The sequence below is a fragment of the Microbulbifer maximicatervae (SeqCode) genome, assembly GCF_052468155.1.
The window spans coordinates 4,231,764-4,247,731 of record NZ_CP174335.1; the positions used below are offsets into that span (position 1 = coordinate 4,231,764).

The window sequence follows — 15,968 nt, forward strand, 5'->3', positions numbered from 1 at the left end:
TGGGCACGGGAATCAGACTCGCTTGAATATCAGTGACCCATTGGTGCCACCGAAACCAAAGGAATTGGATAGGACTGCATTGATTGCCATCGGCTGGGCCTCTTGGGGCACCAGGTTGATACCGGCACAGGCCTCATCCGGGGAGAAGAGATTGATAGTGGGGGGCGCAACCTGGTCGCGCAATGACAATACCGAGAAAACGGCTTCAATAGCACCGGCAGCCCCCAGCAGGTGACCGGTCATCGACTTGGTAGAACTCACAGCGAGGGAGTCCGTCACCCCCGCGAATACTTTTTTAACCGCCAGGATCTCAGCTGTGTCTCCCAGCAGAGTAGAAGTACCATGAGCATTGATATACTGGATATCACTTGGGCTCATACCGGAATCTCTCAGGGCATTTTCCATTGAGAGAGCAGCGCCAGCGCCATCTTCCGGAGGAGAGGTCATGTGGTGGGCATCACCGCTCATACCAAAGCCAGCTACTTCTGCATAAATCTTGGCTCCGCGAGCGATTGCATTTTCGTACTCTTCCAAAACGAGTACCGCAGACCCTTCACCCAGTACAAAACCATCACGGTCTTTATCCCAGGGGCGGCTTGCTGATTGCGGATCATCATTGCGGGTGGACAGCGCCCTTGCCGCACAGAAACCGCCTAGCCCTACCGGGGTGGTAACCATTTCTGCACCACCACATACCATCACATCGGCATCACCGTGCTGAATTGCACGAACGCCGAGACCAATCGCATGGGTTCCTGTGGTACAGGCTGTTGTCACTGCCAGATTGGGGCCTTTGAGGCCATATTTAATCGAGAGGTTACCCGCAACCATATTAATGATGGCGCCAGGTACAAAGAAAGGTGATACACGGCGAGGGCCTTTTTCGGCAATCAGCAATGAATTATCTTCGATAGCCAGGATACCGCCCATACCAGAGCCAATACAGGTACCCACGCGCGGACCCAGCTCTTCGGTTACCTCCAGGCCGCTATCTTGCATAGCCTGAATACCGGCAACCAGTCCGTACTGCAAGAAAGTATCCATCTTGCGCGCTTCTTTTGCGGGCATGTATGGCGTGGGATCAAAATCCTTTACAGTAGCGGCGAAGCGGGTTGAAAAAGCCGAGACATCAAATGTCTCAATCGGAGCAGCACCATTAGCTCCCTGTAGTACCCCAGACCAAGTATCCTCTAGGGTGTTACCTAACGGGCTAACGACTCCCATTCCGGTTACAACAACTCTTCTTTGCGACACTGCGCTCCCCCCTGAAATTTTCTGCTACCGTCCTTCACCAATGTAGTTAAAAGAACAACATCCGGTCAGCAGTCACAATTCCGTAGTACCAATAACAAGAAAGCCGCGCTATGAAACATAGAACGGCTTTCAGAATCGCTCGGCTAGGTACAGCATATTGAGCTGCCCGTGCCTAAACTACCCAGCAGGAATTAACCAAGGTTATCCTTGATGTAATCCATTGCCAGCTGAACAGTAGTGATTTTTTCAGCTTCTTCATCGGGAATTTCAGTTTCGAATTCCTCTTCCAAAGCCATAACCAGCTCAACTGTGTCGAGTGAGTCAGCGCCCAGATCTTCAACAAAAGAGGCTTCAGGCTTAACGTCTTCTTCCTTAACGCCCAGTTGTTCAGCAACGATCTTTTTAACGCGCTCTTCAATGCTGCTCATGATTCAATTTAACTCCTAGTGGGTAAAAATCTGTTTTAGTCGCTATTGTTTTTCACCGTATCCAATGTTGTTGGTGATAACGACCGGCTCACACAGCTTTTGGATAATTCAGAGGCCATTGTACCCCAAGTTTTTCGGGATGTAATGTGCGGCCCCTCAACACCATCAGCAAAAACATAAATATCTCTAAAATCAATAAGTTAAAGAGACATTTTGAAACACAAACTACGCCATGTACATACCGCCATTGACATGAATTGTCTCGCCGGTGACATAGCCTCCCGCATCACTCGCCAGGAAGGAAACCACCGAAGCAATTTCTTCCGGCTTCCCGAGCCTCGCGAGAGGAATCTTACCCAGAAGCAACTCGCGTTGCGCTTCAGGCAAGACTTTTGTCATATCAGTATCAATAAAGCCGGGGGCTACGGTATTAACCGTGATTCCTCTGGAGCCCACCTCTGAAGCCAGGGAGCGGGCAAACCCTCCCACACCAGCTTTGGTCGCCGCATAATTACTCTGACCGGCATTACCCATACTACCTACGACGGAGCTGATATTAATAATCCGCCCCCATCGCGCCTTGGTCATATCGCGCAGGCAAGCCTTACTCATGCGATAGACCGCGGTCAAATTCGTATTGACGACTGAATCCCACTCGTCATCCTTCATGCGCATCAACAAGTTGTCCTTGGTGATGCCAGCATTATTAACCAATATCGCAGGAGCACCAAACTCATTTTTTATCGCTGCATGAAGCTCGGAAATACTTTCCGCATTGCCCACATCCAGAACTTTACCGGCACCTGCGATACCGGCTTCTGCGAAGCGGGCGCTTATTTTTTCAGCACCGGATTCGCTGGTGGCAGTACCAATAACTGTGGCACCCATTCCACCGAGCATATCTGCAATTGCCGCACCAATACCGCGACTTGCACCTGTCACTAAGGCAACTTTACCCTCAAGGGACATCTGTAAGGTCATTCTCACTTATCCTTATTCGACTACTGGACTACTTTTTGAGCGATTTATACCGCTGTAGCTCGCAGAGCTTCATTAAAGTTACTGGGGCTATCGATTGCGTGACAGGAAACACTTCGGTCGACACGTTTAATCAGGCCAGATAAAACCTTACCCGGACCACACTCAACCATTTGCTCCACTCCGGAGCCAATAATTTTTTGTGCACAGGCAGTCCAGCGAACCGGGCGGTAAATCTGCTCGATCATCAGGGTCTTAATTTTTTCCGGATCCGATTCAAGCTCAGCGTGGACATTGTGCACAATGGGTATTTCCGGCGCGTTAAATTCTGTCGCCTCTATTTGAGGGGTCAGCTTTTCCGCCGCGGGACGCATCAGCTCAGTGTGGAATGGAGCACTGACCGGAAGAGGCATAGCCTTCTTTGAACCGGCAGCTTTACAGGCTTCGATGGCGCGCTGCACCGCCGCGCTACTTCCCGCAATAACAATCTGGCCGGGAGAGTTGTAATTCACCGCAGCGACTATTTCATCCTCAGCAGAAGCAGCACAAGCTTCTTCGACAGCTGCATCATCAAGACCGATGATCGCAGCCATAGCGCCCTCCCCTACAGGAACCGCCTCTTGCATCAAGCGGCCGCGCTCGCGAACCAAATGAACCGCATCTTTAAACGCCAGAACGCCAGAGCACACCAGTGCTGACCACTCGCCCAAACTGTGACCGGCCATGAATGCAGGCTGGGCACCGCCGCGAGAGCGCCACATGCGATAAAGGGCAACACTGGAAGTCAGTAAGAGAGGCTGGGTACGCTGGGTGAGATTAATGGCTTCCTGCTCGCCATTCTGGCACAGGTCCCAGAGGTCATAGCCGAGCACATTGGATGCTTCGGCAAAAGTGGCCTGAATTTCAGGCGCCTCTTGGGCAATCTCAGAGAGCATACCTATTTTCTGGGAACCCTGCCCCGGAAAGACAAATGCGAGTGCGGCATTGGTCATAAGATATCCTTAACCTAAATGTGGCTGATTTCAGTAAGGGAAACTGCTTTTTACCCTTCATCCATGGAGCGTCTTTCGCCGGATTGTGCCATAGCGGCATCGACCCTGGCTGCCAGGTCAGCATCGGCACACTCCTTCGCCGTAACCATCGCCCGATAAAAAGCTTCGCTGCTGGCACCGCCGTGACTCTTGATCACGTTGCCCTTTACCCCTACAAAGCTGGCGCCATTATAGCGAGCAGGTTCCACCTGTGTACGCCATTTTCGCAACAGCTTTATGGCCAATTGGCCAAAAAAACGCTTGAAACACCCTCTTTTCTCGATTGTGAACGCTTTTTGACCCATTAGTCGAATCACACCCTCGGCAGATTTCATCGCGACATTACCCATCAGGCCGTCGCAAACAACCACATCTACCGAGCCGGTAAAAATATCATGCCCCTCAACAAAGCCAACATAATTGACCCCGGGGTCCGCATCGAGCAGCTCCGCTGCACGGCGTATTTCGGCGCTACCCTTATGTGCTTCCGCCCCAATATTGAGCAGCGCCACCTTTATATCCTTCACACTCTTGCGGGCAGTATGAATCCGCTGAGCCTCTATCCCCATACGGGCGAACTGAAGCAAATCCTCAGCACTGCAATCCACATTGGCACCAAGGTCCAAAAGATAGCAGGAACCCATACCTGAAGGTACAGACTTACCGAGCGCCGGCTTCCTAACACCTTGGATATTACCGAGAATACTGCGACTCAACGCCAACAAAGCGCCGGTATTGCCGGAGGTAACTGCAGCTTGCACATCTCCCGATGCAACACTCTTCAGGGCCATCGCCATGGTTGAATCGCGCTTATGGCGAACAGCCTGCAACGGATTGCACTCTTGAGTGATGACTTGCCCGCAATGGATAATTTCGAGACGGCGGGTAACGCGGCGGCGATGGCGCTGCAACTCTTGATGAACCAGAGCTTGAAGCTCTGCGCGCGGGCCAAATAGCTTTAGCTGCGCTTCAGGGAAGTTTTGAAGAAATCTAATACATGCCGGAACGACAGAGCGGGGACCTAAGTCCCCGCCCATTGCATCCACGGCCAATCGCAATTGGCTGGACAAAGCTTACTCTTCTTCAGAGCCGCCGCTAACTTCGATCACTTTGCGACCACGGTAGAAACCGTCTTTGGTCACGTGGTGACGACGGTGCTTTTCACCGGTAGTCGGATCGACGGAAAGGGTAGCACCTGCGCCCAGCGCATCGTGGGAACGGCGCATACCGCGACGGGAACGAGTCTTCTTGTTTTGTTGAACAGCCATTGCTAGCTCCTAAAATAAACAAATTTCGCTGGAACCGGGGCGCCTACCGGCGAGCCCAAACTCATCGGGAAACCTAGGATTTACCCGACGAACCCTTCAACTGCTCCAGCACTTTAAAGGGGTTTGCCTGTTGCTCATCCGCCTCGGCAACCTCGCCACCAAAATGAAAGCTCTCCTTGGAGACACATTCTTCCTGGTGATAAGCCACCATTGGCAAATTGAGCAAAATTTCATCTTCAAGGATCTGGTGCAAGTCCAGCTCATCGCCGTCCTGGATCACCGGGTCCAGATCTTTGGGCAGGGCCTTACCCTGCTCCTCAGTCCATACGATACCCCAGCTAAACTGTGCCTCGATCTGCTCATGGACCGGTGACAAACAGCGCTGACACAAGAGGTCAACTGCAAGTTGAACCTTGCCGCTCACCGTTTGGTGACCTTGCAAGTCTCGCTCAAACTGCAATTCAGCAGAAATCTCTCCGTGGACAGACTCAACTGCGCTACCAACCCGAGGCAGGGACTCCAACGGCAAAACACCATCGAGCAACTGCTCTCGCTGTACCAATTTCCGAGCATCAATGCTCTTTGGCAATACTGATTTAGAGGGGGCTATCGACATAAGCGCGCAATTCTATGGACTCACCTTAGCCTTGTCAAAACAAATCAGGCATTGCAGTATCGCCCGGTCACAAACCACTATTCGACCCAGCGGAAAATCCACCAGAATGCCCCACCCTCTGATACTAGCCTCCAGCTCTCCTTACCGCAGAACCCTACTACAACAGCTTGGCATCCCCTTTCAGCAGGATTCGCCCCATATAGATGAAGCACCACAGGCGGGGGAAGCGCCAGCTGCACTCGCCCTGCGCCTCGCCACAGAGAAAGCGCGCGCCCTGGCTGGCCGCCACCCGAAATCACTGATTATCGGTTCAGATCAAGTTGCCTCTTGCGACGGTCAAATACTTGGCAAGCCAGGCAGTAGGGAGCGCGCCATCGCCCAGCTGCAAGCCTGCAACGGCAAAAAAGTGATATTCCACACCGGCTTGAGCCTGCTGAATAGCGCAAGCGGAGAGCAGTTGGGCGATACGGAAACCTTCACCGTCTACTTTCGGCAGTTGAGCACAGAGCAAATTGAACGATATGTAGAGCTGGAACAACCTTACGATTGCGCCGGCTCTTTTAAGGTGGAAGGGCTAGGTATCGCCCTGTTTGAGAGGCTTGAAGGGGCAGATCTCAACACCCTGGTTGGGCTGCCACTAATCCGCCTTACCGATATGCTGAACCACTTTGGCATAGATCCATTGGGCCCGCAGGCCACCTAAAAGAGTGGCGGGCAGCGGAGCAGCTCAGAGAAGCGATCGATAACAACCTTGGGGCCACACCCCTGCAGTCGGGTTGGGCAATGAGCGCCATAGCTCACCCCGATAGAGGGCATGCCGATCGCCGCCGCCATTTCCAGGTCGTATACGGTATCCCCTACCATTACCGCCTGCTCCGGACCGGTTCCGGTCTCATGTAGCAACTCATTCAGCATCAGCGGGTCAGGCTTGGAAGCGGTCTCATCCGCACAACGACTGGCGGCAAACAAGTGGCCGAGGCCGTGCTCCTCAAATTCCCGATTGAGCCCCTGCCGACTCTTCCCAGTCGCTACCGCCAACTGGTGACCACCGCACAGCAACTGGTCCAGGGTATCCAGGACCCCCTCAAATAACGGCAAGGGTTCAACCCGGGCCGCCATCCACTCATCAAAGTAAAGTTGGCGCAACGTGAGTTTTTCCTCACTGGCAGCCTCCGGAAACAGAGAGGATATCGCCTCCGGCAGACCAAGCCCGATGATGTTGCTAACCGCTTCCGGGGCAAGCACCGGCAAACCGGCTCTATCTGCTGCCCGCAACATACAATCGACGATACGCGCCTCAGAATTACAAACCGTCCCGTCCCAATCGAGGATTACCAACATAACAAAAGAACGCCCTACTCTTCCCTTAATCTATTCAGCACTGCACTCAGCTCCGCAGGGAGTGGAGCCTCCACCTCAACCTTGGAGCCATCTGGCAAAGAGCAGCGCACTGAAGCCGAGTGCAAAAAGAGACGCTTCAGACCGCGACCGCGAAATTCACGATTGACTTCGTCCGAGGTGTACTTGTTGTCGCCCGCCAGAGGACAACCAACAAACTGAGCATGAACTCGAATTTGGTGTGTTCGCCCGGTGACCGGCTCTGCGGAAAGCAGAGTCGCTGCCTTAAATCTCTCAATCAACTTAAAGCGAGTCTCTGAAGGCTTGCCCTCAGGGTGCACTGTCACCATTCTCTCGCCGCTTTTCAAAGTGTTCTTGCGCAAAGGTGCCTCAACAATGCGGCGACTTCGGGGCCACTTGCCCACTGCCAATGCCTGATACGATTTACCGATCTTTCCCGCCCGCAACTCCGACTGAACATGCTGCAATACCGCGCGCTTGCGGGCCACCATGATGGCGCCACTGGTATCCCGGTCCAAGCGGTGCACCAACTCAATAAACGGGCTTTGCGGAAACATCTGACGCAAAACTTCAATCAGGCCCAATCTGACACCACTGCCGCCATGGACTGCAAGGCCCGACGGTTTATTGATCACCATAAGCCCGTGCTTGTCGTAAAGTATGGACTCTTGGATCAGCTGGCGCAGAGATTCACCAGCGAGAGGGGCCTCAGCCTGCTCGGCAACACGAATTGGCGGCACTCGCACCACATCGCCCGCCTTTAACTTGTATTCAGCCTTTATTCGTCCTTTATTTACTCTTACCTCACCCTTACGCAGGATTCGGTATATACGTGAACGCGGCACACCCTTGAGGCGCGCCTGGAGGAAATTGTCGATCCTCTGTCCCGCCAGCTCTTCAGGTACAGTTAAAAGCTGCACGCCGCCAGATGGATTCGAGGTCTTTGATGGGGTCTCGGCCGGAGCCTTCTTAGGGTGGGGTATACTTCGCATGACGCGCATCATAGCGTTGCCAGGGATACAATTGAAGCACCTCCCTGCCCATGCTATATTCGGCCGGCCTGAATTCGGCGTATTTTCGGTCAAAGGCGACTTCCCACATGAAGAGATAGCCGTGACCCCAACGAAAATACCCCATTCGGTCGGTGCGCGGGGATGCCGCGTCATTGATAAAACTTAGCCGTTGAGATGTCCCCCAATTACCAGAACCAGAGGGGAGCTCACCGGCAACAACAGCCCGCGGTTATGCGGGTAATTATCGCGAAGGTAAGACGGGCCGTGACCCGCAGCGCTTGAAAGGACGACTCAAACTTGCGTCCGGTTTTGCAGAATACGACGAGCCAGCAACCGAACTGGCAACCAGGGCAGCACAGCTTCCGCAAGCCTGGTAAAAAAATTAAGAAGAATGGGTATCAGCCAAAAGCTGAACTGCAGAACCTCTGATGATTGACGCAAACCTTGCCGCCCAGCATGAAACAAACCAAGGGGCGGCGCCCAACCCTGCTGCAGAAGCCTGCAGCACCGGTACAGGGCAGTACTAACAAAAGGTATTAAAGGTACCAACGGATAGCACAATAACAGCGCGTATCCGGAGTTTTTGCAGAGCGAATAATAGGCAAATGCCAGTCTCAACAAGCCGCATAGATCCATGGCGCGGTAGAGCTGGCATACCTTATTTTCCCTGCCCTGCCTGGTGGTCCTCTCCACCGGACAGCCAACAAGCAAGCCTGTGAGTAGCGGTGTCACACCTTTGCGCAACGCAAGGAAAACGACACGCATGAAAAGAATGCTAATCAACGCAACCCAACCTGAAGAGTTGCGTGTTGCCCTGGTCGACGGCCAGTGGCTCTATGATTTAGATATTGAGAACCGAACCCGCCAGCAGAAAAAAGCGAACATCTACAAAGGTAAGATTACCCGTGTAGAACCCTCCCTCGAAGCTGCATTCGTCGACTACGGCGAAGAGCGCCACGGGTTCCTCCCCCTGAAAGAAATCTCTCGCGAGTACTTCCTCAAGCAGCCCAAAGACATCGAAGGCCGCATCAAAATCAAAGATGTTGTCAAAGAAGGCATGGAAGTTATTGTCCAGGTGGACAAAGAAGAGCGCGGCAACAAAGGCGCTGCCCTCACCACCTTTGTTAGCCTCGCCGGCCGCTACTTGGTGTTAATGCCCAACAATCCTCGTGCCGGCGGTATCTCCCGCCGCATTGAAGGTGATGAGCGCTCCGAACTCCGCGATGCATTGGCCAGTGTAGATGTCCCCTCAGGCATGGGCATCATCGTGCGTACCGCCGGCGTTGGCCGCAGCGGTGACGAACTGCAATGGGACCTCAACTACCTGCTGCAACTTTGGAATGCCATCAAGGAAGAAGCTGATACCTCCAAAGCGCCCCACTTCCTGTTCCAGGAAAGCAACGTCATTATCCGCGCCATCCGCGACTACATGCGCGATGATATCGGCGAAGTTATTGTCGACGACAAAGGCGCCTTTGAGCTGGCCGCAGAGTTTGCCCGCCAGGTAATGCCCCACTACGCCAATAAGGTGAAGTACTACGAAGACGCCATTCCGCTGTTCAATCGTTATCAAATTGAAAGCCAGATTGAGACAGCGTTCGAGCGCGAAGTAAAGCTCCCCTCCGGTGGCTCCATCGTTATCGATGTGACCGAGGCCTTGGTATCTATCGATATCAACTCCTCCCGCGCAACCAAGGGCGGCGATATCGAAGAGACCGCGCGCAATATCAATCTGGAAGCCGCCGACGAAATCGCTCGCCAGCTGCGCCTGCGCGACATGGGCGGACTGGTTGTAATCGACTTTATCGACATGCAGAGCAAGTCCAACCAGCGCGAAGTTGAAAAGCGCATGGAGAAGGCCCTCAGCATGGACCGCGCCCGCGTTCAGGTTGGCCGCATCTCCCGCTTCGGACTTTTGGAAATGTCCCGCCAGCGCCTGCGCCCATCCCTGGGTGAAACCACCTTCCGCGTTTGCCCCCGCTGTAGCGGTCAAGGCACCATTCGCGGCACCAAGTCTCTGGCCCTCTCCATTCTCCGCTTGGTAGAAGAGGAAGCGAAGAAAGAGCGCAGCGCCGAGATCCGTGCAATCACTCCGGTGAATGTCGCAACCTACCTGCTGAACGAAAAGCGCAAAACGATCTCCCAGATCGAGTCCCGCAATTCCACTCGCGTAGTAGTTGTACCCAGCGCGGAAATGGAAACGCCGCACTTTGAAGTTCAGCGCCTCCGTGACGATGACACTGCCACCCTGGAAACTTCCTACAAGATTTCTGGCACTGCCGAAGAAACAGTGACCAAGAAAGAGGAAAAGCCACAGCGTCCAGCTCCAGTACAAGCGGCCGTGCAGCAAATTGCCCACACCGCTCCAGCACCCACTCCGGAGAAAAAGGAAGAGCCTGGACTCTTCAGCCGATTGATTAGCGCTATCGCCTCCTTCTTCACCGCAGAAGAGGAAGAGCCGAAGAAGCATCAAAAGTCCAAAGGCCGTGGCAAGGACTACCAGCAGCGCAACCGCAATCGCAACCAGCGCGGAAATCGCAACAACCGCAGCGGCCGCCCCGCGCGCCGCAAGGATGATCGCCGCGAAGACAATAAGCGCGACGACCAGCGCGAAGATAAGCGCAGCGCCAAGCTGGACGAGCATGACAGCGCCTCCGATCGCCAAGGTGAAGGTCAGCGCAGACGTCGCCGTCGCCGCAACGACAACCGCCGCAGCGACAACCGCACTCAAACTGCTGAAGTCCAAAATACCGTTGATACCAACGAACAGACTGGAGACACTTCCGATCAGCAGCGTCCAGCTCGCCGCCCGAGCAATGTGCGCGGCCGCCCTCAGGCGCGCCGTCGCGGCGGACGCCGCAGTGAGAACACCGCAGCAACCGCGGTAGCTCACAGCCAGGAAGAGCTGAATCGCGAAGTTCACGAAGCCATCGACGAAGCTGAAAGCGAAGCCCGCAAGACCAAGGAAGTCGTAAAAGAGGCTCGTACCGAGGCGCCCAAGCCAAAGGCGAAAGACTCTCACAAGCCTCAGAGAGCCCCCAAGCAAGCAGCTCAGCCCGCCATCACAATGCCGGTGCGAACTGCTCACGAGGAAAAATCTGAAGCACGAGAGACCCAGAAGCCTGCAGCCCAACCACAAAGCGCCCCGCAGGCAGCCAAAGCAGCCGCCTCCGAGCAGCAACAGCAGCCTACTCAGCCCAAGCCCAAAGCTACCCCGGTAGAAAAAGCAGCTGCGCCAGCTGCCGAGCCGGCCAAGCCTGTAGAGCAAGCGCCAGAACAAAAAGCCACCACGACAGAAGTTCCGGCTGCCCCCAAAGCTGAAACCACTCCTGCCAAGCCAGAAGTAGAAGCAGCAGAAGAAATCGTGCTTGAAGAAGCACAAGCTGCAGCTGAAGCTTTGCAGGAACAGGCAGGCACCAGCGAGCCGGAAGTTCAGGAAGAAATTGTTGCCGCCGAGCAGGCAGCTTCCGAAGAGGAACCGACCGCACCCAGCCAGGGACGCGCAGTAAATGATCCGCGCATCAACCCCAAACCACTGGGTGAATTCTCAATTGTTACTGAGCGCCGTGAAGTGGGCTCCCAGCAGCCTCTGGATACCGCGCAGCCGGCAGCGATTGAGCACAATCCACGCGCCCTCGCCCGCCCGGCCAACGACCCGCGTATCAGCCGCAAGGCCGTAGAAGTTGATGCCAACGCAGATATCGATCGCGACTCTGCAGAAGCGAGCTAAGCGGTAGCTGCCAAGCCGCCCCGGCCAATGGCCGGGGCGGCCTTATCAACCTGACAGCAAGCCTTGAGCTGGTCAATAAATCACCTAACTTATTGAACTATATAAAAAAAATCAAAATGGCGCTTGTACATCCCGAGAAGCTATGTATAATGCGCAGCACAATTTGGTGGGGTGGCTGAGTGGTCGAAAGCGGCGGTCTTGAAAACCGTTGACTGTAACAGGTCCCAGGGTTCGAATCCCTGCCCCACCGCCATATAAAGTCTTGTAAATCATAGACTTACAAGCATCAGAAGGGCGGTACCAATTTCCTTGGTACCGCCCTTTTTCGTTCACGTCTCAACAAAGTCTCAACACAAAAATATCTCTTACTGCCAGGGAGGCGGGAAGTGCATGTCTTCATGGCGCCGATACCCTTCTCCAAGCTGAAAGAAAAAAGCAGAAAGCCATTTGAAAAGGAGTTTATATGGCAGCCTATAAGCTGAGCATGCGCGAGGAACTAGAGCGCAGGTATACCGAACTCAGACGGCAATCGATCCAAATGGCCAATGAGGCACTGGATCTACCGGATACCCGCCTTGCACTTGTCGATAGCGCCTCCTACGCGGCTTTCCGGCATTGGGAGAATCACCCCAATCGGAAGGTTGATTGGGACTGGCCTTCTTCCTGGATAAGCTGGAAACTCAAGTTCCCTAAACGATTTGAATCTGCTACTTGGGCTGGGAACCGTCTAGTAGGCTTCGCTATGGGGCGCCCAACCTATCACGCTACAGGGCTAAGGCTGGACTACATCGAGAAATCACCAGAAGCTGGGGAACCACATTTAGACCTAACCTATTTGGCCCTATACGCCTATGCCACTCTTCTCGGCGCTACGCATGTGAAAATCATGCACCCCATAAATAGTGATGTCCGAGATTACTATGAACACAAAGGGTTCCAGTACGACCCCAAAAGCGACAGCTGTACCCGGAGAATTATTTGATGAACGACAAAATCAAAGACTTCAATACTGCTCATGATGAAAAGCTCAAAGGGCTTTCCAAAGAGGAGCGAGCAAAAGCTGGGCTAAAGAAGCTGGCTCAACAAATGAGAGCAGAGAAAGGCAAGATCAAAGAGCCTGAAGGCTTGGCATCCGGCAAAAGTGACAAAGACGGAAAAATGATCATTGATCTCGATAAGGACCATGACGATGAGTAACAAGCCGCTAACCGACAAAGAAAAACAGTTCACTGTTCTACCCAATGAAGCAGACCCTAAGAGTTCGTATACAAAGGCAAAGAAAGCGATCTCAAAGGCATTAGCTGAGGTCAAGAAAGGGACAGGCACAAGATAACCGCCTACCAACGCCGCCATTACAAATCAAGTCAGAGCGCGCCAGCCCTAGCTACAAAGATGCTCCTGTCGCCCTCTTCCCTTGTAGCCCGTACCAGTATTCTGAGGTTCTGATCAGTGAAAAATCTGTTCAAAGCGCTTCAAAACCTTTCATTTTGTGAAATCCCCATTGGCTGTAGACCCTGCACCAGCTCAGGCCCTAGCCTCATGTGCCATTCCATCAACTAAAAGAGCGCCCAAAATCGGCAGGCGTGGGGAGGAGTGACTGGCGCCACTTTTTTCTGCACAATTAATAACCATAGAAAATCAGAGGGAGCTGGTTATGCGAATTTTTATGGGTTTGTTGAAGGTTGGTACCTGCTTGCTTGCCTTATCTGGCTGCCAGGATGCAATGAAAGGAAATGAAATCTATCCAACAGCAGATAACCTAATAGAAATTGATCCAGACCAACTCAGTATTATGGAAGCGAGGAACAGTGATAATGGCATCCTGATTTTGGTTGGTGAATCCCCTTCTCGCAAGTGTGAAATATTAATACCTGGAGCAAACCTTGGACAAAAAATCGCAGTTACTTCTTTAATTAATGAAGAGGGCATACAAGCAACCTGTCTATGGGGTAGCGAAAAATATATACAGTCAAGAGAGCATCACACTGTAACCACGGCTAGTGTTACCGATAGAATAATAATAGATATCCAACTATATAACCCCTCCGCCGGAAAGTATTTGGCGATGACGACGCCTCTTCCCCCACCCAAACCTTTGTAAAAGCCAGCGCATCAGCTAGCACGCTGACCAACCCAACTCGAAAATAAAAAAAGAGCACCACCCCATGAGAAAATTATTTTTCAAATTAATTAAGAAAAAAGAGTTTTTCAAGGCAACACTAGTTAAAAACTATCTATCTATAACTTTAATATTAGCTAGCGTTACATGGCTCACTTTCTTTGGAGGGATGGAGCTTATATTTACATCCTCTCCTAATCCTGGAATGAAAGTGGCAACCATACTGATTGGCTATGGAACTCCTTTGGTCAATTTCATATATGGATACAAAGAAATAAAGATCAGACATGAAACCTACATTATTCACAGATCAAATCAGGGAAGTCATGCATAAACACCATGAATCCCCCACTGTCGTAAAACATCTATGTATCTAAGGGTGCAGTGAATGAGTATTAGAACGTTTAAATTTAGATTCGGGACCGAAAGAGACTTTTATGCCTTACATAAAAATTACATATGGTTTGCTGATTTTACAAGCCTCAATGACCCCTTTGAAGGCTATGCCAAATTCAATACAGATGGTATCAGCCATGAATTACGGATAAACTTCTTAAAAAATACTTTCCTGATTTCCCACTAAAGGAATCCACCCCAGAAGAGGAAGTCAACCGTTACCACAGAGAACATTCCAAAAATGAAGAAATTTCATTTTCTCACTCTAAATAAGATTTTGGACCATTCCACTATAGAGATGACTATGCGCTATGCGCATTTGTCGCCGGAGGATATGGTGGAGAGGAGTGCGCTTAGCTCGCTAGAGCGCCATTGAAAGAATTCACTTTAGGGAATGAAGCTATAAGTGATATTCTAAGTTGCCATTAAATAATTAATTTTTTCTTAGAAACTAGCAAGATGGATTCCGGTAGATGATATTAACACCACCTAGTGAGAAATCACTATTCAAGTATATGCCCTGGAGACCTGGTAACAATTTTTTCAATTCACCAATGTTACGTTTTTCTCAACCTGAAACCTTCAACGACCCATTCGAAGGATTTCCTCAACTCTCATCTATCAAGCAAAAAATTCATGGCAATGGAGTTTCTTCTAGCATTATCGAAAATTGGAATCTGAAGGACTTACAATTTAAGTATATCGACATAGGTATATTATGTCTTACTGCAAGGAATGACAACTTGCTCATGTGGTCCCATTATGCGAATGAACACCAAGGGATAGTTTTAGAATTCGACATGGAACATAAGTTTTTCAAACAAGATATCCCCATGTCTCGAAAAAATTCATCTTTATGCCGCCATAAAGGTAAGCCATGGAAAGTCCAGTACAGAACTGATAGACACGAATCCGCCTCAACTATGGAATCAGCTTATGATCGTTTTTTTGTAAAAAGCACTGACTGGAGATATGAGGAAGAGTACCGAATGATTCTTGACTTCAATGGGGATCATAATATTCCTATTGCTGTGACTAGAAACGTCGAAAAGGACCCCAATGATAGAAAATCAATATTTTTGTTTCCTCTACCAGTTGAAGCCATAAAAGGAGTCTATTTAGGATGTAGAACTTATGGCGAAAACAAAGATAATGGAAATCAAAATAATATCCACCAAGAAATCATTGACGAATTTAACGATGCAAAGAAAAATCACCCTCACTATGAAAATGTAACTATAAATTTCGCTCAAATGCATAATGAGGAGTTCAAATTAGATTTCATAGAACAAGACAAATGGACTCCTCCAAAGAATACCAGATCACTATTTACTGCCGTTCATGACCCCAACAACTGGGACCGAACAAATAAGATTAAATGTCTCAATGCAGCAGTATATAAAAACGATCAAGGTTCTTTAATTAAAGCATTGGAATACCACAAAGTCCCAAAATCCTACATTGATTTATTACCTGCTTTTTTACACAAAGAAGGTGAAAATATTAACTTGGACACTAAGCAATTTGGCTGCTCTGTTCTGAACTGGATGGGGGACTTAATCAGAGATGCAATGATAAAGAAAATCAACATATCCCCCTATATGGTAGACACTACGATCAGAGGATTTCTGGAAGATTACTATGGAATGGAGGAACCGCTAGATAATGGCAAATGGCTTGAGTCTAAATAATTATAGTTGAGCCGACTGCGCTATCCGAAAGCAGGATAGCAAAAACTATTTGTTACTCGCATCCACCGACTACGATAGTGCTAAA

General features: G+C 51.0%; 16 protein-coding genes and 1 tRNA gene. 8 read left to right on the plus strand and 9 right to left on the minus strand.

What is annotated here, in order from left to right:
• Positions 1–12 precede the first annotated feature (12 nt).
• The 7 genes from fabF to ACJJIY_RS17990 form a co-directional block, all read right to left on the minus strand.
• Positions 13–1,254, minus strand: coding sequence for a beta-ketoacyl-ACP synthase II (gene fabF / locus ACJJIY_RS17960; RefSeq protein ID WP_413662282.1), 1,242 nt, complete (start codon positions 1,252–1,254; stop codon positions 13–15).
• Between the two features lie 191 nt (positions 1,255–1,445).
• Entirely contained in the window at positions 1,446–1,682 is a 237-nt protein-coding gene (gene acpP, locus ACJJIY_RS17965; RefSeq protein ID WP_020415205.1) for an acyl carrier protein, read from the minus strand.
• A gap of 225 nt (positions 1,683–1,907) precedes the next feature.
• Positions 1,908–2,651, minus strand: a complete 744-nt coding sequence (gene fabG / locus ACJJIY_RS17970) for a 3-oxoacyl-ACP reductase FabG (RefSeq protein WP_282934677.1) — start codon at positions 2,649–2,651, stop codon at positions 1,908–1,910.
• Positions 2,652–2,707: 56 nt separating this feature from the next.
• On the minus strand, positions 2,708–3,652 hold the full coding sequence (fabD, locus tag ACJJIY_RS17975) for an ACP S-malonyltransferase (protein ID WP_445358529.1): 945 nt from the start codon (positions 3,650–3,652) through the stop codon (positions 2,708–2,710).
• 50 nt (positions 3,653–3,702) lie between these two features.
• Positions 3,703–4,761 (minus strand): phosphate acyltransferase PlsX, encoded by a 1,059-nt coding sequence (gene plsX / locus ACJJIY_RS17980; protein ID WP_445356235.1) that lies wholly within the window; start codon positions 4,759–4,761, stop codon positions 3,703–3,705.
• 3 nt (positions 4,762–4,764) lie between these two features.
• A complete protein-coding gene (gene rpmF, locus ACJJIY_RS17985) occupies positions 4,765–4,959 on the minus strand; it encodes a 50S ribosomal protein L32 (RefSeq protein WP_108733564.1) in 195 nt (64 codons plus the stop codon).
• Between the two features lie 73 nt (positions 4,960–5,032).
• Entirely contained in the window at positions 5,033–5,575 is a 543-nt protein-coding gene (locus tag ACJJIY_RS17990; protein WP_108733565.1) for a YceD family protein, read from the minus strand.
• A gap of 106 nt (positions 5,576–5,681) precedes the next feature.
• On the opposite strand from ACJJIY_RS17990, the gene ACJJIY_RS17995 reads away from it, so the two are divergent.
• A complete protein-coding gene (locus tag ACJJIY_RS17995; RefSeq protein WP_444914007.1) occupies positions 5,682–6,278 on the plus strand; it encodes a Maf family protein in 597 nt (198 codons plus the stop codon).
• On the opposite strand, the gene ACJJIY_RS18000 is transcribed toward ACJJIY_RS17995, so the two are convergent.
• Both ACJJIY_RS18000 and rluC read right to left on the minus strand, forming a co-directional pair.
• Complete coding sequence (locus tag ACJJIY_RS18000; protein ID WP_445358530.1) at positions 6,275–6,916, minus strand: HAD-IA family hydrolase; 642 nt, start codon at positions 6,914–6,916, stop codon at positions 6,275–6,277. The two genes, ACJJIY_RS17995 and ACJJIY_RS18000, sit on opposite strands and share 4 nt — an antisense overlap.
• A gap of 14 nt (positions 6,917–6,930) precedes the next feature.
• A complete protein-coding gene (rluC, locus tag ACJJIY_RS18005; protein WP_445358531.1) occupies positions 6,931–7,926 on the minus strand; it encodes a 23S rRNA pseudouridine(955/2504/2580) synthase RluC in 996 nt (331 codons plus the stop codon).
• Positions 7,927–8,710: 784 nt separating this feature from the next.
• Here rluC and rne point away from each other — a divergent pair.
• The 7 genes from rne to ACJJIY_RS18040 all read left to right on the plus strand — a co-directional run bounded on the left by rne (position 8,711) and on the right by ACJJIY_RS18040 (position 15,883).
• Positions 8,711–11,677: a ribonuclease E gene (gene rne / locus ACJJIY_RS18010; RefSeq protein WP_445358532.1), complete on the plus strand. Its 2,967-nt coding sequence runs from the start codon at positions 8,711–8,713 to the stop codon at positions 11,675–11,677.
• Positions 11,678–11,842: 165 nt separating this feature from the next.
• Positions 11,843–11,930: transfer RNA gene (locus tag ACJJIY_RS18015), tRNA-Ser, on the plus strand.
• Positions 11,931–12,140: 210 nt separating this feature from the next.
• The gene (locus tag ACJJIY_RS18020; protein ID WP_444913264.1) at positions 12,141–12,659 is read left to right on the plus strand and encodes a hypothetical protein; all 519 of its coding nucleotides are present in this window, start codon (positions 12,141–12,143) and stop codon (positions 12,657–12,659) included.
• Entirely contained in the window at positions 12,659–12,874 is a 216-nt protein-coding gene (locus ACJJIY_RS18025; protein WP_282950757.1) for a hypothetical protein, read from the plus strand. The genes ACJJIY_RS18020 and ACJJIY_RS18025 overlap by 1 nt, the downstream gene beginning before the upstream one ends.
• Positions 12,875–13,331: 457 nt before the next feature.
• Positions 13,332–13,778 (plus strand): hypothetical protein, encoded by a 447-nt coding sequence (locus ACJJIY_RS18030; RefSeq protein ID WP_444913265.1) that lies wholly within the window; start codon positions 13,332–13,334, stop codon positions 13,776–13,778.
• Positions 13,779–13,842: 64 nt separating this feature from the next.
• Entirely contained in the window at positions 13,843–14,130 is a 288-nt protein-coding gene (locus tag ACJJIY_RS18035) for a hypothetical protein (RefSeq protein ID WP_445358533.1), read from the plus strand.
• A gap of 535 nt (positions 14,131–14,665) precedes the next feature.
• Positions 14,666–15,883: a DUF2971 domain-containing protein gene (locus ACJJIY_RS18040; RefSeq protein WP_445358534.1), complete on the plus strand. Its 1,218-nt coding sequence runs from the start codon at positions 14,666–14,668 to the stop codon at positions 15,881–15,883.
• Positions 15,884–15,968 lie beyond the last annotated feature (85 nt).

What these genes read in the sequence shown, in the direction of transcription:
- acpP (WP_020415205.1), bottom strand. Translation starts at nt 1,682, where the DNA reads ATGAGCAGCATTGAAGAGCGCGTTAAAAAGATCGTTGCTGAACAACTG.
- fabG (WP_282934677.1), bottom strand. Translation starts at nt 2,651, where the DNA reads ATGTCCCTTGAGGGTAAAGTTGCCTTAGTGACAGGTGCAAGTCGCGGT.
- fabD (WP_445358529.1), bottom strand. Translation starts at nt 3,652, where the DNA reads ATGACCAATGCCGCACTCGCATTTGTCTTTCCGGGGCAGGGTTCCCAG.
- rpmF (WP_108733564.1), bottom strand. Translation starts at nt 4,959, where the DNA reads ATGGCTGTTCAACAAAACAAGAAGACTCGTTCCCGTCGCGGTATGCGC.
- ACJJIY_RS17990 (WP_108733565.1), bottom strand. Translation starts at nt 5,575, where the DNA reads ATGTCGATAGCCCCCTCTAAATCAGTATTGCCAAAGAGCATTGATGCT.
- ACJJIY_RS17995 (WP_444914007.1), top strand. Translation starts at nt 5,682, where the DNA reads ATGCCCCACCCTCTGATACTAGCCTCCAGCTCTCCTTACCGCAGAACC.
- ACJJIY_RS18000 (WP_445358530.1), bottom strand. Translation starts at nt 6,916, where the DNA reads ATGTTGGTAATCCTCGATTGGGACGGGACGGTTTGTAATTCTGAGGCG.
- rluC (WP_445358531.1), bottom strand. Translation starts at nt 7,926, where the DNA reads ATGCGAAGTATACCCCACCCTAAGAAGGCTCCGGCCGAGACCCCATCA.
- rne (WP_445358532.1), top strand. Translation starts at nt 8,711, where the DNA reads ATGAAAAGAATGCTAATCAACGCAACCCAACCTGAAGAGTTGCGTGTT.
- ACJJIY_RS18020 (WP_444913264.1), top strand. Translation starts at nt 12,141, where the DNA reads ATGGCAGCCTATAAGCTGAGCATGCGCGAGGAACTAGAGCGCAGGTAT.
- ACJJIY_RS18025 (WP_282950757.1), top strand. Translation starts at nt 12,659, where the DNA reads ATGAACGACAAAATCAAAGACTTCAATACTGCTCATGATGAAAAGCTC.
- ACJJIY_RS18030 (WP_444913265.1), top strand. Translation starts at nt 13,332, where the DNA reads ATGCGAATTTTTATGGGTTTGTTGAAGGTTGGTACCTGCTTGCTTGCC.
- ACJJIY_RS18035 (WP_445358533.1), top strand. Translation starts at nt 13,843, where the DNA reads ATGAGAAAATTATTTTTCAAATTAATTAAGAAAAAAGAGTTTTTCAAG.
- ACJJIY_RS18040 (WP_445358534.1), top strand. Translation starts at nt 14,666, where the DNA reads ATGATATTAACACCACCTAGTGAGAAATCACTATTCAAGTATATGCCC.